We start from the raw sequence: 21,224 nt of genomic DNA, 5'->3' as shown, positions 1-21,224 counted from the left end.
GTATTTCAGAGCGCCTCCGGCTCACAGGTAAAGTGTGTGTGCAGGCCGGCGTATTCGCGACCTGCTTTGAACAATGAAATCAGACATTTATCGAGGTCTGCCGCTACCTTCACCTTCAGGCACAGTGTGTGGTCTGTTGATGCCTCCATCATGCGGAGGTTTTTTATGGCGCTCGCCATACAACGCCACCTGAACAGTGTGCAATTGCTCTGAGAGATCAGTGCAAGGTTGGATATCCCTCTCCCGCAGTTGTTCGCAAAATTACAGTGTTTGTGGCAGTTTGTTGCGAAAATCGGAGCGATTTTTATGCTGAATTGAACCTCGTCCAGTATTCCCCGGTAAACATCGGCGTCTGCCCCGGTTTCTTTAGGGCTGCTGATGGTCTGCTGTTTCGAGTCGGGCGTACCCGTGACTCCCGGAACTTGCTTTCAACATTCAGGTATTCCCCGATTTTCTCTCGACTGCGTGCTAGGATTTCATGTTTTGAAAAAAGCGCGCGTATGGCCTCTCCGTTGGCCCGTCATTCAGCGTTACCACCCTGGTAACGGGCAAGAAAAGGAACGAATACCATGGAGCGAAAAGAGCCATCCCTATGTCTGTGAACTCCAGCGGCTCCGATACACCTCTGCCAGCCAAACGTCGAATCCCCAAAGGCGATCTGCGCAAGGTCGAGATCATCAAGGCGGCCATGATCATCTTTGCGCGGGATGGGTATGCCGGTGCCTCACTGACGAATATCGCCAAAGTTGCCGGCATCTCACAGGTAGGTTTGTTGCATCACTTCCCAAGCAAGTTAGTCCTGCTGCAGGCCGTCCTTGAGCATCGAGATCAGTATGTCGCCTCCCGATTGCAAGAGGCGAATCAAGACGGCTCTTTGCAGGGCTTCATCTCGTTTCTGAAGCTGGTCATGAGTTTCAGCATAGAGGACGCCTCGGTCAGCCAGGCGTTGATGATCATCAACACAGAAAGCCTGTCGGTCACTCACCCGGCGCACCGCTGGTTCAGCGAGCGTTTCGGGATTGTTCACGGCCATCTTCAGGCTCACCTCAGTTCGCTGGTCAAGACAGGTGCGATTCGACCGGACATCGATGTAAAGCAGATCAGTCTGGAGATTGCTTCAATGATGGACGGTATGCAGATTCAATGGCTCCGGTCGCCGAGTGACGTCCAGATAGAAGGGGCATTTGCGAGGTTTCTGGAGCGGATGACGCAGGATCTGACAAAGCGCCAGGCAACCATCGATTAGCAGACATGCAATCGGTGGCCTTTCGACCACCGATTACGCTTGCTTACCGACTATTGCTGCTTAGTAAGCCTGTTCTGGCTTGACTTGTACTGCGTTGCGCAGCGGTATCGGCAGGGGGTTGGAATCGCGAGTGGTCAGCTGTTCCGGGTAAAGTGCTACCACTGTGCGGTCGAGGGTCAGACTTTCCGAGTCCTTGCCCACCAGCACTTTGAACTTGCCAGGGTCAACATTCCAGCTCACTGAATCGGCGGAGTAGTAAGCGAACGAACGCGCATCCAGCGCTATCGTGACGGTCTTGCTTTCGCCAGGCTTCAGGTAAACCTTGGAAAAGCCCTTCAACTCTTTCTCGGGGCGATCAACCTGCGGTTTGGAAGGCTGCACGTACAGTTGCGCTACTTCAAAACCGGCCTTGTCGCCCGTGTTGGTGACCGTAAAGCTGGCCTGAATAGTTGCGCCCGGAGCCAGTACGTTGCTCGACAGCTTCAGATCGCTGTACGCGTACGTGGTGTAGGACAGGCCGAAACCGAACGGGTACAGCGGCTTGGTGTGCTTCTTGTCGTAGCCGCGGTAGCCCAGGTACAGGCCTTCGCTGTAGGTCATTTCAACGGGTGGATTGGCGCTGCTGAAATAGTACGGCACCGGGTTTGAATACGATGCGTAACTCGGGTTGTCCTGCGCCTTCTTGTCCAGCGTGATAGGCAGTTTGCCCGATGGGTTGACCTTGCCGTACAGGATCTCGGCCAGGGCCTGGCCGCCTTGCTGACCCGGGAACCAGGCGTGCAGCGATGCGGCCACCTTGTCTGCCCAGGGCTGCATGTCCATACCGCCGCCGCCGTGCATGACCACGATGGTTTTCGGGTTGGCTTTCTGAATGAAGCTGATCAGTTCGGACTGGAATTGCGGCAGTTCGAACGGGTGATCAAGCGATTCACCTTCGTATTCGAAGTTGCTGCCTGCTGCTACCACCACAGCGTCGTAATCAGCCAGATTCTTCGGCGGACGCAGCGAAGCCCAGCTCATCTGTACACCGTTCATGCCACCCAGTACCGGAGTGAAGTTGCCCTTCATCCGGCGGTACTCCAAGCGTACGTTGTACTCGGTACCCGCCTTGAGGTTCGGTGTCTTGACGGTGCGCGGCACGACTGGAATCAGGTCGAACGAGACTTGTGCGCCTTCATCTTCAAGCACCAGCTCGTCGTTGATCCACAGTTTGTAAGGACCATCGGCACGCACCTTGAACACATGGGCACCCGAGATCGTCGGTTTGATCTTGCCGGTGAAGCGGGCAGAGAACGAACCTGGTGTAGGGGTATAGCCGCTGACCGTGCTGGCGCCGTTATCGGTGGTATTGGTGCTGGTGATCCAGTCCAGGTTGACGCCTGGCTCGATGCGCGTAGCCACCGGATCGCCCGACAACGAGCTATTGGCGTAATACTCGGCTTTTACGCCGGTATTGCTGATGGCCTGTTTGTCGGTACCTGGCTGATACCAGACCGACGATTTCGGATTCAGGCTCATCTGTGGCAGGTAGTCGACGTTCGATGCATTTGACGCCAGTTGCTTGAGCCCGCTCACTTCAGTGACATAGCTGGCCGGCGCCGAGTAAGCGGTGCCGAACGGCGCGGTTGGCGGCTGCACGGCCATATCACCGATCACCGCGATCTTTGCGCTTCTGGGCAGTGGCAGCAGCGGCTTCTGTCCGTCTACGGGTTCATTGCGCAGCAGCACGATGGCTTCCCGGGCAACGTTCAGAGCGGCCAGTTGGCCGTACTCGCGATGTTCGAGAGGCTGCGCCTTGTTGATGCCTTTATCAAACCCGTAACTGACCAGCGCCCGCAGGTTTCTGCGCACCTTGTCGTCGATCACGTTCTGGTGCAACTGACCGTTCCAGACATAGGGCAGCAGTTTGGCTTCGGTAAACTGAAGCCCGCTCGGCATGTCGATGTCGGTGCCTGCCCACGCGCCCTTGAAGGCGTCCTGAACCGAATTGAAATCGCTCATGACGTTACCTTGAAAGCCCCATTGGCCTTTCAGGATATCGGTGATGAGGTGATGGTTTTCACAGGCGTATTCGCCGTTGATCTTGTTGTAGCCGCACATGATCGACGCGATATTTGAGTTCTTGACCAGCGACTCGAAGCCAGGCAGATACAGTTCCTGCATCGCGCGCTCGTCGATCTTCACATCCAGATAGTGACGGTTCGCTTCCTGCTCGTTCATCAGGTAATGCTTGGCAGCCGCCTGGACGCCTTGAACCTGAATACCGTTGGTCACCGCAGGCGCCAACACCGCGCCAAGGAACGGGTCCTCGCCGCTCATGTACTCGGCTGCCCGGCCGTTGAAAGGCGTCCGGTACAGGTTGATGGCGGGCGAAAGCATCTGCTGACCGCCCGCGATGCGGGTTTCGTAGCCAATGGCCAGACCGAACTCCTTGGCCCGGTTGATGCTCCAGGTTGCCGCCAGCGCGGATGGCGAAGGGTATTGCGCGCCGAACGTCTTGCCGCCGACCAGCACACCCATCGCCGAATCGTAGGCGACCGTGCCTTGCAGGTTGAATTTATCCAGCTTGGGGATCATTCGTCCGTCGTCGACGCGCGAGAAATTGATCTTCTCCGACTGCGTCATGTTGTCCAGCATGGCGCCGACGCGCGCCTCGACTTCATTGCCGGTCATCGGGGTCACGGCGAGCACGGTGCTCGCCTGGGCCACACTGAGCGCGAGTACGCTCAAGCCTAAGCCTTGTTTGATCATGGACACGGAGCTATTCCTTACGTAATACCTTGGGGAGGTGTTGTGCATCAACGACCGGCTCAACGCTTTTCGTTGCCTGCGGGGGCGTCTGCGGTTTCGATCGGGGCATCGACAATCGCCTGCGCGCCGCCGGGTGTTTTTTGAGCGGCACTGTCAGCGCCTGTGATGCGGTCGCGCTGGGTGTCGACCTGCACGCGGCGCTCGCTCGACGTCTCGGGCAAAGGGTTTTCCTTGTCAGCGGCTGACACGGAAAAGGCGCTGAGGCAGGTCAGCAAAGTGGCAATAACGGGCAGCAAGCGTCTGGCCATCGGGAAAGTCTCCGAACAGAAGTGTGAGGCAAGTGGGTATGTCCGCCAGCAGCCCATGGGCGCTGACGGGCACTTTCAAGAACGTGTGATGAGTGAAAAGTACAGGAAGATAAAATACATTAATGCGATTTTATATATTTCTAAACTCTGTTTTTGTGATCTTGTTTTGTTTAAGTATGTGGATATTATTAATTAATATTTTGTATTTATTGGTAATAAATAGCTTATTTTGTTTTATTTAAAAGAATTATTGTTCTTTTGTAGAAGCAGAGTGATCACTCTGTTTTTTGGTTTTATAGGCGGATTTTCGATGCATGTGCAAGCCGCTGATGAGCGCAAGCATCGCCAGCCCTTGAATACTGGCAGCCAGCGTCAACGTCAGCACCTCACTCTGCGGCCCGCTGAACAAAGTCCGCACAGCGCCAAAAAACGCCGGTGCAAACGCATAACAGCCTTGTGCAATGGCAACAATCAACGTCACCACGCGTGCTACCTGCTGACGGGGGAATTCGGCTTGCGCGATCAGCGGCGGCAACGACGTCGCATTACCGATGCCCAGCCCAAAAAGAATCATCCCGGCCCATAACCAGGCAGGATTTACGCTCATAAGCAGCAAGGCCAGACAGCCCAGCAACTGACAGCCATAACTCAGGCAGGCAACGTTGCGCCGATGGGTGCTTCGCGGTATCAGCCTGGCGGACAGGGACCTGCCAGCAATGGCGCTGACCGTCGCGACGCCCATTGCCAACCCTGCGCGCTGTTCAGTGACATGGCCGACCAGCAACAGAAACATCTGGCTGATCAGGCCTATCTGCGCAAACAAACCAAGCGCCATCGCAGCGGCCAGCGTGATGAATTGCCGGTTACTGCGCAGCGGCATGGGCGCAGTATCCGGGAGGGGAGGCAGGTCAGTGGCTGACTGGAGAATACCGTCGGGGTGCTGACCCAGATGTTCAGGCCTGAACCGGAATACACTGAACGCGAGTAGGGCAATCACGGCGGTTGAAAGCACACCTACCCCTATTGCAGCGAGGCTGAACCCGAACCGGCCGATCAGGTACACCCAGCCCGACGAAAAAACCACGCCGCCGATACTCGCGCCGTTGTAAGCCATCGCCAATGCGCCCGCACGCGTACTGACAAACCAGGGCGAGATGGCTGCGTTGACCGCTGCCGCGCCCATCGTCACCCAGCCGAAACCGCTCAGCATCGCAGCGATGAACAACTGCCAGGGCTGCAAGGCAATCGACCATCCGAAGATGCCGACGGCGAGAATGACTGCCCCTGAAACGGTGGTCCAGGGCAACCCGATGCGTTTATAGAGCGTAGGCAGGTTGACGACGATCAACGTCCCCGCCAGAAAATGCACCGTCACCGCAGCCGAGCACAACGCAGGCGACCAGCCGGTTCGCTGCATAACTGCATACATGAATATCGGTGGGCCGTAAAAACCGATGCCCCAGCCAAACACAGCCATCAGAAACGTGGCTGCTACTACCTTTCTGCCAAAAAAACGCGATTGATGCATGGGTGAATCCCTTCAAATGGTTTGGCAGCAGTATGATCACTGCCTACCGGAACACTTCAGGGATGAGCGAACTATGGATGTTGAAGCAGCAGACCTATCGCTGGCGGCAGTGGCAGGCGCCATTGCCGATCCTGCACGATCCCGAATGCTCTGCGCGCTGCTGGACGGGCACGCACGAACCGCGACCGAGCTGGCGGCGCTTGCCGATATTGGTGCGTCGACCGCCAGCGGCCACTTCGCCCGTTTACGCGAACAGGGGCTGGTGGAAATGCTCGTGCAGGGGCGGCATCGTTACTATCGACTGGCCAACGCGCAGGTAGCGCAAGCGCTGGAGGCCTTGCTGGCGCTGACGCAGCACAGCGCGGTGCCGTTCAAGCCCAACACGCCTTCGGCCTTGAGGCAGGCCCGAACCTGTTACGACCACTGCGCCGGTGAAATTGCCGTCAGGTTGCACGACTCCATGCTCAAGGCCGGCTGGCTGAGTGAGCAGGGCAAGGATTACGTGCTCAGTGAACAGGGTGCCGAAGCACTGGCCGCGCTGGGCATCGACGTGGACGCAGTGCGTCAGCAACGCAGGCGTCTGGCCTATGCCTGTCTGGACTGGAGCGAGCGCTCTCCGCACATCGGCGGCGCACTGGGTGCGGCGCTGCTGGAACTGATGCTCAAGCGCGGCTGGGTGAGTCGGCATCTGGATTCCAGAGCACTGTATCTGACGCCCAAAGGGGCAGGCGGGATGGCGAAGGCGTTTGGGGTGTAGGCCGGTCAATGGCTACGCCGCCACCGAGCCTGCCCGGTAGCGGCGTGATTCACGGTCAGAAACTGTATTTCGCCGTCAACGCATAGCTGCGCGGGTTGCCGTAGGTATCAGTCGAACCCCAGACACTGCTGGTGCCAATCGCGGTGTAGTACACGCGATCGAAGATGTTGTTGGCGTTCAATTGCAGGTCCAGATGTTTGCTGACCTGATACCCGGCCATCAGATCGGCGACCGCGTAACTGCCCTGTTCCAGACGATAGCTGCTGTCGGTGAGGGCGATATCGTTGTACATGCGGCTCTGCCAGTAAACGTTGCCGCCGACGCGCATTTTTTCCAGTGCGCCCTGAAGGCGATAGACCGTCGACAGCTTGAATAGATGCTCGGGTGTGTCAGTGTCGAATTGCTGGTTCTTTTTCGTTACATCGAAGTCTTTGAGGTAGTGGGTGCGGGTGTAGGTATAGCCTGCGCCGACCTGCCAGTTTTCGGTCAGCGCGCCTTGCAGTTCCAGGTCGATACCCTGGCTGCGCACCATGCCGGCGGCATCGTAGCAAGTGAGCACTGCGCAGCCTTGCTGGGTAGCGGATTGTGTTGCGCGGTTCTTCTGATCGATCTGGAATACTGCCAGGCTGGCGTTGAGCGCGCCGTTGAAGTACTCGCCCTTGATACCGACTTCATAGTTCTTGCCCTCCACCGGGTCGAGCACCTTGCCGGACAGATCCTGATAGTCCTGCGGGTTGAAAATGTCGGTGTAGCTGGCGTACACGGAATGCTGTTCATCCAGCGTGTAGATCAGGCCCGCATAGCGCGTCAGGTTGCGGGTGACCTTGAAATCTTCGTCGCCCGCCCGATCATCGTAGTCATACCAGTCCAGGCGGCTGCCAAGAATCAGCGTCAGCGGGTCAGCCAGCCTCAGGCGGGTGGTGAGGTAGACCGCATCCTGCGTGGCGATGCTATGGGTCTTGCCATCGCGGACGAAGTCCGGCTTCGGCGCGCCAATGGGCAGCCCGGTGTCATACGGGCTGTATTCCTTGCTGGTCTTGTCGTAGACGCGCCGACTGGTGCCGACCACCACTTCATGGGTGCGGCCAAAGGCTTCCACCGGGCCACTGGCGTAGACATCGAGCGCGGTTTGCTTTTCATCCGGCTTTGACTGATAAGCCGTCGTCTCCAGCGGGCCGTTGTAGCGAGAAAGATAGGTGCCCGAAAACAGACCGTCCAGGGTCGAGGTGGAGCCCGCAGCGTGCAGTTTCCAGTCGTTGTCGAAGCGATGCTCCAGCTCACCGAACACGGTGTCGATCTGGATTTTCTTGTTTTCCCAATCGGAACCGGGATAGGTCGAGCGCGACAGGTTCAAGTGGTGGCCGTCAGTGCCAAGTGGCAGACCACCCCAGAACAGGTTGGTCTGATCTTCCTGGCGCGACAGGCCGAAGGTTGCAGTCGTGGCATCCGTCAGGTCGGCTTCGAGCACGCCATAAAATACGCCGTGATCACTCTTTTCCTTGTCGCGGAAGCTGTTCGCGTCCTGCCAGGAACCGACCATCCGGCCCCGCACTGTGCGGCTGTCGTTCAGCGGGCCGGAGGCATCGAATACGCCACGGTAGTCGTCCCAGCTTCCGACAGTGCCGGTGAGACTGACCTGCGGCTCAGCGGTAGGGCGTTTGCGCACCATGTTGATCGCTGCCGAAGGGTTGCCGGAGCCTGTGGTCAGGCCGGTAGCGCCTCTGATCACTTCAACATGATCGAACATCGCCAGATTGGGCTGCACGCCTGCGGTATAACCCGAGTAAGAGGCGGGCAGGCCGTCGTACATGATGTTGTCGATATCAAAGCCGCGTGACGTATAGGTTTGCCGACCGGGACCGCTGGACTGGTCAAGAAACAGGCCGGGTGTGTACCTGACCACATCGTTGACGCTGGTCATGGCCTGATCGTCCATGCGCTGGCGGGTGACGACCGTCACCGCCTGCGGCGTTTCACGCATGCTAAGTGGCAATTTGGTCGCCGTCTGCATGGCACCCGTGGTGTAGGACTTGCTGCCCTCGGTGGTGGAGCCCAGCTGATCACTGCTGATTTCCGTTGCCCCGAGCTCCATTGTTGTCGCTGGCGCCGCGTCTGTGCCCTGTGTGTCAGCGGCCTGTACGGACTGAGAAGTTGCGATCCAGATGCCCATTGTCAGCAGGGCTGGGGTGAAAGAGAAACGGCTTTGCGATTGTTGCCCCGACATGAACCTGACACTCCCTGAAGCCGTCCATGGCCGGATGATAATGATGTTGGTAACTATTCGCATTAGTGTGACAGGTTGTTTCTGCCAGAAAAAGACGCTTCGGCCAAATAGTTGACAAAATTTTCACATTTGAGCGACGTGGAGGCATGAACCGGACGTGGGTGCCGGGTGAAATCGATAAAAAGCGCTATGAAATACTTGTACAAAAAATTACATTGGTACAACTTTTATCGGGGCGAACGCCACCATGACGCAATCCTCTCGACTCCATCTCGTCCTCGGCGACCAGCTCTCCTTCGACCTCGCTTCCCTGCAAAACCTTAACCCCGAACACGACACGGTCCTGCTGGTCGAGGTGATGGAGGAGGCGACGCATGTGCCGCATCATCCGCAGAAAATCGCACTGATCTTCAGTGCCATGCGGCATTTTGCCGAGGCGCTGCGGGAGCGTGGGATTCGGGTGCAGTACGTGACGCTCGATGATCCTGACAATGCGGGTTCGGTGCCCGGAGAATTGCGGCGTTGGCAGGCTGCCCTGCACGCTGAGGAACTGCACGTCACCGAATGCGGCGACTGGCGGCTGGAGCAGTCGATCAAGGACTGCGGGTTGCCGATCCACTGGCATGCCGATACGCGCTTTCTCTGTTCCCGTGACGAGTTCTCGTCGTGGGCGCATGGCAAGAAGCAACTGCGCATGGAGTTCTTCTACCGGGAGATGCGGCGCAAGAGCGGGCTGTTGCTGAATGGCGACGGCACGCCGGTTGGAGGGGCGTGGAATTTCGATGCGGAAAACCGCAAGGCGCTGCCTAAAGGCGTGGCGGCGCCTTACCCGATGCGCTTTTCCGCAGATGCCATCACCCGCGATGTGCTGGCGCTGGTGGGTGAGCGCTTCGCTGGCCATTACGGCTCGCTGGAAACCTTCGACTATCCCGTCACGCACGTCGATGCTCAGGCGCTGTGGCAATACTTTCTGGATTATGGCCTGGCCGGGTTTGGCGATTATCAGGACGCGATGGCCACTGATGAGCCTTTTCTGTTTCACGCGCGGATCAGTGCTGCGCTGAATATCGGCCTGCTGGACCTGCGCCAGATCTGCAGCGATGTGGAGGCTGCGTACTGGTCGGGCAGGGTGGCGCTGAATGCCGCTGAAGGCTTTATCCGCCAGTTGATTGGCTGGCGGGAATACGTGCGCGGCGTCTACTGGCTGAAAATGCCTGACTACGCCAGCGGTAATCTGTTCGGCAACCGGCGGCCGCTTCCGGAATTTTACTGGACCGGCGAAACGAAGATGAACTGCATGAGCCAGGCGATCGGCCAGAGCCTTAAACATGCCTACGCCCACCATATTCAACGTCTGATGGTGACCGGCAACTTTGCGTTGCTGGCCGGTATCGTGCCGGAGCAGATCTGCGAGTGGTATCTGGCGATCTACATGGACGCGTTCGACTGGGTCGAGTTGCCCAACACGCTGGGCATGGTCATGCACGCCGACGGTGGTTATCTGGGCTCCAAGCCTTACTGTGCCAGCGGCCAGTACATCAAGCGCATGTCTGATTACTGCCGTGGTTGCGCGTACAAAGTGACTGAAAGCACGACTGACGATGCCTGTCCGTTCAACGCGCTGTACTGGCATTTCCTGATGCGCCATGGCGACCTGTTGCGTCGCAATCAGCGCATGGCGATTATCTATAAAAACCTTGATCGCATGGCTGAGCCCAAGCAGCAGGCGCTGTGGGAGCGGGGCGAGCATTTACTGGCCAGACTGGATGCCGGAGAGGCGCTTTGAAAAAGAGTGAATTGCCGGTCAAAACCTGCGTGGTCTGCGGGCTGCCGTTCACCTGGCGCAAGAAGTGGGCGCGTTGCTGGGACGAAGTTCGCTACTGCTCGGAACGCTGCCGCCGGAACAAGCCGCCAGCCAGCCTGTAAAGCTTTCAACATATTTCGAAATGAAAAGCGCTGAACTATCGCTTCGGCAACATGATCCTTCCTTATGCGCAGTCAGCGCGACCCCGAAAGGCCAGCGCATTCGCATTGAGCATCGATCCAGGGTCGCCGAACGATAAGGAGCCGTCATGACCGTTACCCCCCATCCCGTCTATCGCTGCACGCCAGGTCCGCTACACGCGACCTTGCTCGCCGGAACCGTGCCTTTGTTTCTGGGCGGATTGCTGAGTGATATCGCCTACTACCAGACCTTTCAGATCCAGTGGAGCAACTTCGCGGCCTGGCTGATTGCCGGAGCCCTGCTGTTTTGCGGGCTGGCGCTGCTGTTTGCGTTGGTAAACCTGATTCGTGCTGATCATAAGGCAGGGCGTCCTGTCGCGTATTTCCTGCTGTTGCTGGCGACCTTTTTGCTGGGGCTGGTCAACGCGTTTGAACATGCAAAAGATGCCTGGGCGGTCATGCCGTCGGGCCTGATCCTGTCAGTCATCGTGACTGCTCTGGCCTGCGTTGCGACGTGGACCGGGCTGACCAGCCTGCGTTCCGGAGGTGCAGAATGAAAAATATCCATGCACTGACTGCATTGAGCATGGCTCTGTTGCTGAGCGCATGTGGTGGCGAAGCGGACAGCACCCAGGCACGTGGCCCGGACCCTAAATTGCCAGAGCCGCAACGTGGCCTACTGCCAAGCATGAAGATTGCTGAACCGGTTGCGTGGGGCGATCAGAAACCGACCGTACCCGAGGGTTTCAGTATTACCGCGATTGCCACCGATCTGAGCATTCCGCGTCAGTCCATCGTGCTGCCCAATGGCGATATCCTTATTGCGGAAGGGCGCGGCGGCAGTGCTGCCAAGCTCAAACCCAAGGATGTGATCGCCAGCGTCATCAAGGCGCAGGGCAACACCAAGGTCAAAGGCGGCAACCGCCTGACGCTGCTGCGGGATGCGGATGGCGACGGCCAATACGAGCTGAAGACGGTCTTTGCTGAAAATCTCAATGCGCCTTACGGCCTGGCTTTTGCGAATGGCAAACTGTATGTCGCCAACCAGGACGCTCTGGTGCGCTTCGATTATCAGGACGGTCAGACCAAGGCGAGCGGCGAGCCGGTCAAAGTGACGGACTTGCCTTCGGCGATCAACCATCACTGGACCAAAGCGCTGACCGTCAGCCCTGATGGTCGTTTTCTTTACGTCGGTATCGGTTCGAACAGTAACGTGACCGAGCGCGGCATGGAAGTCGAGATTGATCGCGCGATGGTCTGGCAGATCGACGCCGCGTCGGGTGCTCACAAGCCTTACGCGACCGGCCTGCGTAACCCTACAGCGCTGGCCATTCAGCCGGGCACCGGGCAGTTGTGGACGGTGGTCAACGAGCGTGACGAACTGGGGCCTGATCTGGTTCCGGATTACCTGACGTCGGTGAAGGAGGGCGCCTTTTACGGCTGGCCTTACAGCTATTGGGGCCAGAACGTGGATTCGCGCGCTCAGCCGCAAAACCCGGCCAAGGTCGCTGCGGCGATCAAACCCGATTACAGCCTGGGTTCACACGTTGCCGCACTGGGCGTGTCGTTCTCCATCCCGGCCATGGGTGACAAGTTTGCGGACGGCGTTTTCGTTGGCGAACACGGCAGCTGGAACCGCGATAACCCGGTTGGCTACAAGGTGATCTTCGTGCCGTTTGCCAATGGCCGCCCAGCGGGTGAGCCGGTGGACTTCGCGACGGGTTTCCGGGGTGCTGACGGCAAGACTCGCGGTCGGCCAGTGGGTGTCACGGTCGATCCGAAGGGCGCGCTGATCATCGCCGACGACCTGGCCAACACGGTCTGGAGAGTGACCCGCAACAAGTAACCGGCGCTTACGACTCGAATGCCAATGCTCTGCATTGGCATTCGTTCGGTAGTCATCTCAACTATCGTGCGACGCTCCGCGTCGGCATGCCGTTCCGGACGCTCTGCGTCCTCTTTTGCGTGCGCATGCTAGACAAGGTGGATTCAGCACAGGTTTACACGTTAGGGTTGTTCGCACCCATGCACGGGTCAAACTGGTCCGTTGCCGAAAAACCTGAATTCTGGAACCGCTGTGAGTCGCTTTGAAACTGCTGGAAACCTCGACACTCAACCCGCTTCATGGTGGGCCGTTGGCAGCGTATCGCTTGGATCGTTCGCCACCGTCACCACTGAATTTCTCCCCGTAGGGCTGTTGCCCGAGATCGCTCGTGACCTTGGAACCAGTGTCAGCCACGCGGGCCTGATGATGGCTGTTCCCGGCCTCCTCGCGGCTATTTCTGCGCCTTCCTGTATTGCCCTGTTCAGTCATGTCGACCGTAAGCGCCTGTTGCTGGGCCTGTTGTCGATATTGCTGGTGTCCAACCTGATTGTGGCGTTCTCCGGACAGTTCTGGCTGACCCTTGTTGGCAGGGTGTTGCTCGGCTTTGCGTTGGGAGGGTTCTGGACGATTGCCGGGTCGCTCGGACCTCGCTTGCGGCCGGGCCGGGAGGGCGTCAAGGCAACGGCGTATGTGCTGGCGGGCGTGTCGATCGGCACAGTCGCCGGGATTCCTGCGGGCACCTTGATCGGCGAAGCGTTTGGCTGGCGCGCCGCATTCGAAACGGCGGCCGTGGTGACGGTTGCAGTGGCTTTGTTGATCGCAGCGCTTCTGCCTGCGTTGCCGGGCGAACGCTCTGCCGGGATCGGCCAGATGCTTTCGCTGGCAGGCGAGCAAAAGATCCGTCGCATGTTCGCTGCCGCACTGCTGATCTATGTCGGGCATTTCGCGGCCTACACCTACCTCGCGCCTTTCGTGCAGGACGCTGCGAATATCAAGGGTCAGACGCTGGGCTTACTGTTGTTTGCCTTCGGCCTCGCAGCGGTAGCAGGCAACCTGGCCGGGGGCGCACTGGCGGCCAGAAACGCGCCGACCTCGGTGTTGATCATGACCCTGCTGATGCTGGGCTCGCTGACCGCATTACTGCTGTTCGTCAGCAATCCGTGGCTGCTGTGGCCGGTCATACTGGTCTGGGGATTTGCCTTCGGGATGATTCCGATTACCACGCAGATTTGGTGCTTCGACGCCTCGAGCGGACGTGTGGAAGGTGTTCAGGCGCTGCTGGTCTGTGTGGTGAACCTGTCGATTGGCGGCGGGGCATTCATCGGCGGGCTGGTCTCCGAAGGTGGAGGTTTCGCCGCTGCGATAGTGACCGGCGCGGTGTGTGCCGCGCTGTCCATGGCTACCGTAGGATTTTCGCTGCGCAGGTCAAAGCAGGTCACCTGCGCAGATTGACGCATAGCCGCCCCTTCGTCAGCCCGCTCTGAAAAACGCCACCTTTTGCGTCAGGCGATCTGCGAGCAAGGCCAGCTCTTCGCTGGCTGTTGCGACCTGCTGGGATCCGCTGGCCGATTTAAGCGTTGATCCATGAATACTGTTGATATTCATCGCGACCTCTTCGGCCACCGAACTTTGCTGAATTGAAGCGCTGGCGATCTGCGCGTTCATGTGGTTGATCGCGCCGACCTCCTTGCTGATTTTCGACAGGGCGCTCTGCGCGTTGCGTGTCTGCGCCACAGCCTTGTTGACCAGCTCACAGCTGTCACGCATGTTCTGCGCGGCGGTTTCGGTGCCGCCTTGCAGCGTGCTGATCATCGCCTGAATTTCCTGCGTCGACTGCTGGGTGCGGGTCGCCAGGGAGCGCACTTCATCCGCCACCACGGCAAAGCCCCGACCGTGCTCGCCCGCACGCGCAGCCTCAATGGCGGCGTTGAGGGCCAGCAGGTTGGTCTGGGAAGCGATCGAGTTGATTACCTCGATAACCGTCTCGATCTGCTCGCCGTGTCGGGATACCTGTTCCACCGTGCTGGTCGTCTCGACCAGCGTGGCCGCCAGTTGTTCGATGGCTGCGGTCGTGCCTTCCACCAGGCTATTGCCGGTTTCCACCTCGGTGTCGGCCAGGCGCGCGGCATCTGCCGCCTGTGCCGCGTAGCCGGACACTTCATTGACCGTAGCTGCCATCTCACTTATAGCCGCTGCAACCTGCTCGGCTTCACGCGTCTGCACCATGACCTGAGCGTTATTGCCAGAGGACGCCGCCGACAGCACGGCCGATGACTGGCTGACCTCCTGAGCGGCCATGCGGACTTGAGTGATCGTCTCGGAGAGGCGAGCCAGCGCGGTTTTCAGCACGCCCATCACACTCCCTGGATGCTCGGTCGCGATGGTTTGCTGCAGGTCGCCTGCGGCCAGTCGCTGAATGGCTTCGGCAACTTCGGCAGGCTCTGCGCCCAGCGTTCGTTTGACAAAGCGGATGATGAACACCGAAAGCACGATACTCAGCAGCACGGCAAATGCAGTGGCCAGCAGCATCAAGCCTCTGAACTGGCTGGCGGTTGCCTGCACGTCGTCCAGTTGCGAGCGGATCGACGCTTCCTCATGGTCAATCAGAGCGTTGATCCGTTTCAGCCACTCACTGTAATTACCGGAAACCTGACGCAGCAACAGCGCTTGGGCACCGGCAATGTCACCTGCGCGACGCAGTGCGATGACGTCTTTGGTGGACGCCAGCGTTGTCTGCTCGATCTCCTTGATGCCGCGCAGCAACTGACGCTCTTCATCCGTCACGCCGGGCTTGGAAAACAGCTGATCCATTGGCGTAGCGGAGTCTACGTAGGCTTTCTCAAGTCGGGTCATTTCTGCCAGATGCGTTGCCAGGTCCTGATCGTTGTTGACCAGTACGGCATCACGCAGGGCTATTGCTCGATTGTGTACGCTGCCGCGAAAGTTGATCGCGTAACGCTGAACCTTTGCGGCATTTTCTCCAACATCTTCCAGTGTCGAGTCAATGAAGCCAACGCGCTGAATGCCAACGGCTGTGATCAATATGAGTAGCGATACCACGGCGGCAAATCCCAGACCGATACGGGTTGCCAGAGAAACCGGTTTTTTCATGAGATCAACTCGTAAAGGAATCAAGTGAGCGCCAGAATCGTGGCGTCAGACTAATAGCGGATGGCTGGACAGTATGCTTGAGCCGTGATCCTGCCAAATAGATATTTACACGCTATCGGATAGACAGGAGTTATTGCAGGATTTGTCGGTCTGCTGACTGTGGCATAACAGTTCTGGTTTGCAACGTAATGGATGCAGGCATCCCTCTGGAGTAGCGCTATGAACAAGCTGGACGGCACTGGTTTTCTGGGGTTCGACGTATTCGGCACGGTCGTGGACTGGCGAAACGGCGTCGCACGGGCAGCTGCCCCTTTCCTGAAACGCCACGACATACAGGTCGATCCTCACGACTTTGCCGATCAATGGCGAGGGCTCTACCAGCCATCCATGCAGCGCGTGCGTTCAGGTGAGCGGCCGTTCGTGACGCTCGATGTCCTTAATCGGGAAAATCTCGAAACCGTACTTTCCAGGCTCGGCGTGGATTTCGGCAGCGTCCATGACCTCGAGCTGACAGAGCTCAACAAGGCCTGGGAGCGGCTGGACCCATGGCCCGACTCGGTGGCCGGGCTCACCCGGTTAAAACGCAGATTTTCCATTGGTACGCTGTCAAACGGGCACATCGCGGGCATGCTCAACCTTGCGAAGTTCGGCGGGTTGCCGTGGGATGTCATTGTTGGCGCAGAAATCGCGGGCACTTACAAACCACAGCCGCAGACCTATCTGAAGTCCGCAAAAGCGGTCGGTCTGCCGCCGGAGTCTATGGCTATGGTTGCCGCGCACAATGCTGACCTGGCGGCCGCGCGAGCCAATGGCTTCAAGACCGTTTTCGTTCTGCGCCCCCATGAGCATGGGCCCGGTCAGACATCTGATCGGGTCGCCGAGCAAGACTGGGACGTGATCGTCGATTCGCTGACCGATGCCGCAGAGGTGTTGGGCTGCTGAAGCCTGCGGGTCGTGTATCGGCCACCTTGGCTGATCACCCCCGCAAATCCTTCCACATATGTACCTTGGCGACGAATCGGCTGCCCACGGCTACTGCAAACGGTTCAACGCCAAATGCGGCAAACCCCATCCTCTCGTACAACGCCTGTGCTTGGGCATTACCCTCGGTCACTGTGAGCTGAACAACCAGAAGCCGGGGCCGGGATTTGGCATACGCCAGCACGCTGTGCAGCAACTGAGATGCGATGCCTCTGTTTCTGTGCGCATGGGGCACGTACATCCCGAACACCGTGGCTTTGTGGCTGGCCTTTTTTCGGGTTTCAACCGACAACCCGGCCACCCCCAGCAATTGATCATCTTCAACGGCGGCAAACACCGCTTCGCTGGCCGTCGGGCTGCCGTCGAGCCGTTTTTCCCACCACGCGACGGGCAATGTTTCACGCTCTGTCACGTCTGAGGTAAACGCGTCCGGATGACGCGTGTAGGCTTCGAGCATGAGCGCGCGATAGGCGGTTGCGTCGGTTACGGTAAGGCGTCGCAAGGTGAGCGTCATTGGAGTCGCACTGGCCGGGGTCAGAGTCTGAGTGTTGCATCCTGCAGCCGCTTGATCAAATTGCGCAACGGGGCCTTATGGGTGGCAATAGCGCGCGAGAGTGCACCTGGTCATGGCTCTTTTTACGATCAGAAAAAGCACAGGGTTTTTACCCGGCATGCGGTCAATGATCAATAATGCGCGCACACTTCGCGGCCAGTACTCACCGCAGCATTCGAGTCAGGGCTTATTACCTTCCAGCACGTCAGGGACGATAAATGGCATTTCGGGTTGTGGTCATTGGTGGCTACGGTAACTTCGGCAGCCTGATCTGCAACCATCTGGTGATGATGCCGGGTATCGAGCTGGTTATTTCAGGTCGCGACAGCCGCAAGCTGGCAACCAGGGTTGCCGAGCTGGAAGCACTGGGTGCGAAGCCCTGCCAGAGTTGGTGCGTGGATGTCATGCAGGGCGGCCGGGGCGGCGAGCTGCGCGCTCTGAGTATCGATCTGGTCATTCATACGGCCGGGCCTTTTCAGGGGCAGTCCTATGCTGTGGCGCGGCATTGTATTGAAGCAGGGGTCAATTATTGCGAGCTGTCAGACTGCAGGACCTTTGTTTCCGGTATCGCGACGCTTGATGCCGCCGCCCGTGATGCCGGTGTCAGCCTGCTGAGCGGATGCAGTTCGGTGCCGACGCTTTCGGCTGCAATCATTGATCAGCATCGTCAGCGTTTTTTGCGCATTGATTCGATAGAGCACGGCATCTCATCTGCGGCGAAGATGCCGGGGGTGTCTACGGTGCTTGGCGTGCTGGCTTATGCAGGGCGGCCCATCCGCCAGCTCAAGGGCGGCCATGTGCACGAGGTATCGGGCTGGATGGATCTGACCCTGCGTCGGATGCCCGGCATGGGCACGCGGTTACTGGCCAACGTCGATGCCCCGGATATTGATGTCTTCGCCACGCGCTATGAAGCGCAGAACCTGAGCTTCAAGGCGGGCTCGGGGCTCAAGTCGGGGGTGATTGCAACCTGGTTGCTGGCGCTGGCCATTCGTTTGCGACTGGTCCGCGACCCTGCACCGTGGGCCGTTCGCCTGCACCGCTGGGGAACACGCTTCGAACACCTGGGTGATCGTAAAAGCGCGATGTACATCGATGTCGACGGCGCAGGGCTCGACGGCCGACCGTTGCAGATGCGCGCGCAGTTGACGGCGCTGAATGACAAGGGGCCGGAGATCCCCAGTTGTGCTGCAGTGGCCTTGAGCGCAAAAATGGCCTCTGGCTATCGTCCACTTCCTGGAGCGCGTGCCTGTGTGGGTGAAGTCACAGTGGAGGAGTACCTGGCGGCAATCAACGAGCCATCGAATATTCGTCTGGATGTGCAGTTTGAGCGTGTGGAGGGCTGACGGTGCTCTATCTGTACCTGAAATACCTGCACGTCATCGCCGCGATTTTTCTGTTTGGCTTCGGCATGGGCTCCTACCTTTATCTGATTGCCGCCAGTCGCAGTGGCAATCCGGTTGTAATCGCTCACGTCGCCAGAATGGTGGTGCGTTTCGACACCTGGATCACCACACCGGCTGGTTTTGTCCAGATCATCACCGGTTACGCAATGGTCAGCTTGACGGGCATGTCGCTGCTGACTGACTGGGTCATCACGTCGTTGATCATCTTTATCTGCGTCGGCGCGCTGTGGTTGCCTGTGCTGATTCTGCAGAAGCGTCTTCAGGAACTGGCCGACGATGCTGTCGAAACCGGCACGCTGATCAATGACCGGTTTCAGACGATTTATCGTCTTTGGTTCTGGCTCGGCATCGCCGGTTTTTCGGGCATGTTCGCGATTGTGCTGATGATGGTCAGCAAGATGACGTTCATGCGGCTATTGCAGATATAAGCCGATCAGAGGCGCATTAGCCGCTAACCGGTCATCTGAAACATTATGTTTCATGTCGCTTAAATAAATCTTAATGACCCCGCCATACCCCCTGAATACAGGGGGTGTACAGAGCTTTCCAATAGTTCCACGGCCATTCAACTGAATATAGCTATCAAGTTAAGCCCCTCAACGCCGATTCACGGGCATTCCGGAAAATCAAAGGCACACACGTAATGAGCGCAAAATGGTTGGACAACTTGAAAGTCAGCAAGAAGCTGGGGCTGGGCTTCGCTGCTATTTTGCTGGGTGTACTGACGGTCGCTGCAATCGGCTACTCCAGCACTAACCTGTTGATCGAGCGCATGGGCAAAAGTGGCAAGGTTGCCGAGATCAAGGCTGACGTGCTTAACGCTCGCATTGCGGCCCAAGCCTACGCCACAGGCCCCAGCCCGGCTGGTGTGCAGACGTACTCAAGCGCACTGGATACGCTGAACCGCAGCGTTGACCAGGGCCTGGGCCTGTTCGTGGTATCCAGCAACCTGGAAAAGCTGAAGGGCATCAAGGAGCAGGTGGGTGGTCTGAAGCAGACGTTCGAACAGCTGGTCGGCATCAACCAGAAAATCGACGACGCTCTGAAACCGATCATCAAGGTCTCCGATGATGTCAGTGGGACCTTCGAGAACCTGTTGAACAAGACCATCGACGACACCTTGCGTGCTCCGGATGAAACCGGGATCAAGCAGGTCAAGATTGCCGGCGACCTGCGTAACGGCATGACCAACTTTCGTCTGGTGTTTCGCCGCTACCTGAGTGTCCCGTCTGCCGATAACCGTCAGGCTACCTATACCGCGGCGGACGCATTGATCGCTCAGGTTGCTGCTGCGCGTAGCGAACTGCCCAGCCAGGCAAACGCTGCGGTGGATGCTGCATTGGTTGCGTTGAAACAGTACAAGGTGTTGATGTCTTCGATTTCGGACATGCTTCAGCAGGCCGATCAGATACGTAGCAATCTGCAACAGCAATCCATCGCGACCGCTGCCCGTGCCGACGATCTGGCGGCCCAGCAGGTCATCAGCGCCAAGAAGGAACAGAACACCGCTGTCATGCAACTGCTGAGCGTGGCGCTGGTCGTGCTGTTGGTCGGCATCTTCGCGGCGTTCCTGATTACCCGTCAGATTACCGTGCCACTGAACGAGACGGTCATTGCCGCGCGCCGGATCGCCGACGGTGATCTGACCCAGGATACTCACACCACCCGTCAGGACGAACTGGGCCTATTGCAGAACACCATGCAACACATGACCGTTTCCCTGCGCGGCCTGATCGGCGGCATCGGCAACGGTGTGACACAAATCGCTACCGCGGCCGAGGAACTGTCTGCGGTCAGCGAACAGACCAGCGCCGGTGTCACTCTGCAGAAAAACGAAGTCGACCAGGTTGCGACGGCCATGAATCAGATGTCGTCTACCGTGCAGGAAGTGGCGCGCAACACCGAAGATGCTTCGCGGGCCGCCAAGCAGGCCAGCGAGCGCGCAGCCCATGGCAGCAGTGTGGTGCAGCACGCCACGCGAGAAATCGGTCAACTGGCCGGTGAAGTGAAGCAATTGGGTGAGGCCATGCAGCGCCTGACCGAAGACAGCGGCAAGATCGGCAGCGTGATCGACGTGATCAAAGCCGTCGCCGAACAGACCAACCTGCTGGCACTCAACGCTGCCATTGAGGCTGCGCGGGCGGGCGAACAGGGTCGTGGTTTTGCCGTAGTGGCCGACGAAGTACGTTCGCTGGCCCAGCGTACCCAGAACTCCACCACGGAAATCGAAGCGCTGATCCTGACCCTGCAACAGGGCACCGGTGCCGCTTCGGGCCTGATGGACGCGAGTCTGCAACGCACCGAAGGCACCGTGGTGCTGGCCCGTCAGGCTGAACAGGCGCTGGTGGAAATCAATCAGTCAATCGGCACAATCGAGCAGATGAGCCAGCAGATATCTGCCGCCGCCGAGCAACAGAGCGCGGTGACCGATGAAATCAACCGCAGTGTGCTCAGTGTCCGCGACATTGCCGATCAGTCTGCCTCGGCGACTGAGCAAAGCGCAGCGTCGACGGTAGAGCTGGCCCGTCTGGGCACCAATCTGCAGAGCATGGTGGCGCGTTTCAGGATTTAACGTCTGGCAAGAGCCTCA

Annotated in this window: 18 protein-coding genes and 1 pseudogene; 12 read left to right on the top strand and 7 right to left on the bottom strand. The window is 58.5% G+C overall.

Features of this window, described 5'->3' with window-relative positions; all coding sequences use genetic code 11:
* Nucleotides 1-5: 5 nt before the first annotated feature.
* The gene (locus I9H07_RS15230; protein ID WP_236427094.1) at nucleotides 6-179 is read right to left on the bottom strand and encodes a hypothetical protein; all 174 of its coding nucleotides are present in this window, start codon (nucleotides 177-179) and stop codon (nucleotides 6-8) included.
* 413 nt (nucleotides 180-592) lie between these two features.
* On the opposite strand from I9H07_RS15230, the gene I9H07_RS15225 reads away from it, so the two are divergent.
* Nucleotides 593-1,246 (top strand): TetR/AcrR family transcriptional regulator, encoded by a 654-nt coding sequence (locus I9H07_RS15225; RefSeq protein WP_236423226.1) that lies wholly within the window; start codon nucleotides 593-595, stop codon nucleotides 1,244-1,246.
* A gap of 60 nt (nucleotides 1,247-1,306) precedes the next feature.
* Here the strand turns inward: I9H07_RS15225 and I9H07_RS15220 are convergent, their stop codons facing one another.
* The 3 genes from I9H07_RS15220 to I9H07_RS15210 form a co-directional block, all read right to left on the bottom strand.
* Nucleotides 1,307-3,997 carry a beta-glucosidase gene (locus tag I9H07_RS15220; protein ID WP_236423264.1) on the bottom strand — a complete coding sequence of 897 codons (2,691 nt, stop codon included), beginning with the start codon at nucleotides 3,995-3,997 and terminating at the stop codon, nucleotides 1,307-1,309.
* 59 nt (nucleotides 3,998-4,056) lie between these two features.
* Nucleotides 4,057-4,305, bottom strand: coding sequence for a hypothetical protein (locus I9H07_RS15215; RefSeq protein ID WP_024675504.1), 249 nt, complete (start codon nucleotides 4,303-4,305; stop codon nucleotides 4,057-4,059).
* A 247-nt stretch (nucleotides 4,306-4,552) separates the two neighbouring features.
* Entirely contained in the window at nucleotides 4,553-5,833 is a 1,281-nt protein-coding gene (locus I9H07_RS15210) for an MFS transporter (RefSeq protein ID WP_236425380.1), read from the bottom strand.
* A 73-nt stretch (nucleotides 5,834-5,906) separates the two neighbouring features.
* On the opposite strand from I9H07_RS15210, the gene I9H07_RS15205 reads away from it, so the two are divergent.
* The gene (locus I9H07_RS15205; protein WP_236425379.1) at nucleotides 5,907-6,590 is read left to right on the top strand and encodes an ArsR/SmtB family transcription factor; all 684 of its coding nucleotides are present in this window, start codon (nucleotides 5,907-5,909) and stop codon (nucleotides 6,588-6,590) included.
* Nucleotides 6,591-6,645: 55 nt separating this feature from the next.
* Here the strand turns inward: I9H07_RS15205 and I9H07_RS15200 are convergent, their stop codons facing one another.
* Nucleotides 6,646-8,814 (bottom strand): TonB-dependent siderophore receptor, encoded by a 2,169-nt coding sequence (locus tag I9H07_RS15200; RefSeq protein ID WP_236425378.1) that lies wholly within the window; start codon nucleotides 8,812-8,814, stop codon nucleotides 6,646-6,648.
* A 247-nt stretch (nucleotides 8,815-9,061) separates the two neighbouring features.
* Here I9H07_RS15200 and I9H07_RS15195 point away from each other — a divergent pair, with 247 nt between their 5' ends.
* The 5 genes from I9H07_RS15195 to I9H07_RS15175 all read left to right on the top strand — a co-directional run bounded on the left by I9H07_RS15195 (nucleotide 9,062) and on the right by I9H07_RS15175 (nucleotide 14,035).
* The gene (locus I9H07_RS15195; protein WP_058825091.1) at nucleotides 9,062-10,600 is read left to right on the top strand and encodes a cryptochrome/photolyase family protein; all 1,539 of its coding nucleotides are present in this window, start codon (nucleotides 9,062-9,064) and stop codon (nucleotides 10,598-10,600) included.
* A complete protein-coding gene (locus I9H07_RS15190; protein WP_080394636.1) occupies nucleotides 10,597-10,740 on the top strand; it encodes a DUF2256 domain-containing protein in 144 nt (47 codons plus the stop codon). The genes I9H07_RS15195 and I9H07_RS15190 overlap by 4 nt, the downstream gene beginning before the upstream one ends.
* A gap of 146 nt (nucleotides 10,741-10,886) precedes the next feature.
* Nucleotides 10,887-11,315 carry a DUF2231 domain-containing protein gene (locus I9H07_RS15185; protein WP_058391320.1) on the top strand — a complete coding sequence of 143 codons (429 nt, stop codon included), beginning with the start codon at nucleotides 10,887-10,889 and terminating at the stop codon, nucleotides 11,313-11,315.
* Nucleotides 11,312-12,604 (top strand): PQQ-dependent sugar dehydrogenase, encoded by a 1,293-nt coding sequence (locus I9H07_RS15180; RefSeq protein ID WP_058825090.1) that lies wholly within the window; start codon nucleotides 11,312-11,314, stop codon nucleotides 12,602-12,604. The genes I9H07_RS15185 and I9H07_RS15180 overlap by 4 nt, the downstream gene beginning before the upstream one ends.
* Nucleotides 12,605-12,835: 231 nt before the next feature.
* Entirely contained in the window at nucleotides 12,836-14,035 is a 1,200-nt protein-coding gene (locus tag I9H07_RS15175) for an MFS transporter (protein ID WP_058391321.1), read from the top strand.
* 18 nt (nucleotides 14,036-14,053) lie between these two features.
* Here the strand turns inward: I9H07_RS15175 and I9H07_RS15170 are convergent, their stop codons facing one another.
* Nucleotides 14,054-15,694, bottom strand: coding sequence for a methyl-accepting chemotaxis protein (locus tag I9H07_RS15170; RefSeq protein WP_236425377.1), 1,641 nt, complete (start codon nucleotides 15,692-15,694; stop codon nucleotides 14,054-14,056).
* Nucleotides 15,695-15,913: 219 nt separating this feature from the next.
* On the opposite strand from I9H07_RS15170, the gene I9H07_RS15165 reads away from it, so the two are divergent.
* Nucleotides 15,914-16,636, top strand: coding sequence for a haloacid dehalogenase type II (locus I9H07_RS15165; RefSeq protein WP_236425376.1), 723 nt, complete (start codon nucleotides 15,914-15,916; stop codon nucleotides 16,634-16,636).
* Nucleotides 16,637-16,670: 34 nt separating this feature from the next.
* On the opposite strand, the gene I9H07_RS15160 is transcribed toward I9H07_RS15165, so the two are convergent.
* Nucleotides 16,671-17,189 (bottom strand): GNAT family N-acetyltransferase, encoded by a 519-nt coding sequence (locus I9H07_RS15160; protein WP_236425375.1) that lies wholly within the window; start codon nucleotides 17,187-17,189, stop codon nucleotides 16,671-16,673.
* Between the two features lie 257 nt (nucleotides 17,190-17,446).
* On the opposite strand from I9H07_RS15160, the gene I9H07_RS15155 reads away from it, so the two are divergent.
* The 4 genes and pseudogenes from I9H07_RS15155 (at nucleotide 17,447) to I9H07_RS25110 (ending at nucleotide 21,206) form a co-directional block, all read left to right on the top strand.
* Nucleotides 17,447-18,574: a saccharopine dehydrogenase NADP-binding domain-containing protein gene (locus I9H07_RS15155; protein ID WP_236425374.1), complete on the top strand. Its 1,128-nt coding sequence runs from the start codon at nucleotides 17,447-17,449 to the stop codon at nucleotides 18,572-18,574.
* A gap of 2 nt (nucleotides 18,575-18,576) precedes the next feature.
* Nucleotides 18,577-19,062: a DUF2269 domain-containing protein gene (locus I9H07_RS15150; RefSeq protein ID WP_024672008.1), complete on the top strand. Its 486-nt coding sequence runs from the start codon at nucleotides 18,577-18,579 to the stop codon at nucleotides 19,060-19,062.
* A 215-nt stretch (nucleotides 19,063-19,277) separates the two neighbouring features.
* Nucleotides 19,278-20,300, top strand: a pseudogene (locus I9H07_RS25115) (methyl-accepting chemotaxis protein); the annotation flags it as partial.
* A 33-nt stretch (nucleotides 20,301-20,333) separates the two neighbouring features.
* Nucleotides 20,334-21,206, top strand: coding sequence for a methyl-accepting chemotaxis protein (locus I9H07_RS25110; protein WP_419178549.1), 873 nt, complete (start codon nucleotides 20,334-20,336; stop codon nucleotides 21,204-21,206).
* Nucleotides 21,207-21,224 lie beyond the last annotated feature (18 nt).

Origin of the sequence: Pseudomonas syringae (assembly GCF_023278085.1) — a bacterium.
Taxonomy (GTDB): domain Bacteria; phylum Pseudomonadota; class Gammaproteobacteria; order Pseudomonadales; family Pseudomonadaceae; genus Aquipseudomonas; species Aquipseudomonas syringae_Q.
The sequence above is the reverse complement of the archived record's forward strand: the minus strand, read 5'-3'. Positions and strand labels throughout refer to the sequence as shown.

Coding starts and splice junctions, on each gene's coding strand:
- I9H07_RS15215 (WP_024675504.1), bottom strand. CDS start 4,305: ATGGCCAGACGCTTGCTGCCCGTTATTGCCACTTTGCTGACCTGCCTC.
- I9H07_RS15210 (WP_236425380.1), bottom strand. CDS start 5,833: ATGCATCAATCGCGTTTTTTTGGCAGAAAGGTAGTAGCAGCCACGTTT.
- I9H07_RS15185 (WP_058391320.1), top strand. CDS start 10,887: ATGACCGTTACCCCCCATCCCGTCTATCGCTGCACGCCAGGTCCGCTA.
- I9H07_RS15205 (WP_236425379.1), top strand. CDS start 5,907: ATGGATGTTGAAGCAGCAGACCTATCGCTGGCGGCAGTGGCAGGCGCC.
- I9H07_RS15195 (WP_058825091.1), top strand. CDS start 9,062: ATGACGCAATCCTCTCGACTCCATCTCGTCCTCGGCGACCAGCTCTCC.
- I9H07_RS15155 (WP_236425374.1), top strand. CDS start 17,447: ATGGCATTTCGGGTTGTGGTCATTGGTGGCTACGGTAACTTCGGCAGC.
- I9H07_RS15170 (WP_236425377.1), bottom strand. CDS start 15,694: ATGAAAAAACCGGTTTCTCTGGCAACCCGTATCGGTCTGGGATTTGCC.
- I9H07_RS15160 (WP_236425375.1), bottom strand. CDS start 17,189: ATGACGCTCACCTTGCGACGCCTTACCGTAACCGACGCAACCGCCTAT.
- I9H07_RS15180 (WP_058825090.1), top strand. CDS start 11,312: ATGAAAAATATCCATGCACTGACTGCATTGAGCATGGCTCTGTTGCTG.
- I9H07_RS15200 (WP_236425378.1), bottom strand. CDS start 8,814: ATGTCGGGGCAACAATCGCAAAGCCGTTTCTCTTTCACCCCAGCCCTG.
- I9H07_RS15220 (WP_236423264.1), bottom strand. CDS start 3,997: ATGATCAAACAAGGCTTAGGCTTGAGCGTACTCGCGCTCAGTGTGGCC.
- I9H07_RS15165 (WP_236425376.1), top strand. CDS start 15,914: ATGAACAAGCTGGACGGCACTGGTTTTCTGGGGTTCGACGTATTCGGC.
- I9H07_RS25110 (WP_419178549.1), top strand. CDS start 20,334: ATGCAACACATGACCGTTTCCCTGCGCGGCCTGATCGGCGGCATCGGC.
- I9H07_RS15230 (WP_236427094.1), bottom strand. CDS start 179: ATGGCGAGCGCCATAAAAAACCTCCGCATGATGGAGGCATCAACAGAC.
- I9H07_RS15225 (WP_236423226.1), top strand. CDS start 593: ATGTCTGTGAACTCCAGCGGCTCCGATACACCTCTGCCAGCCAAACGT.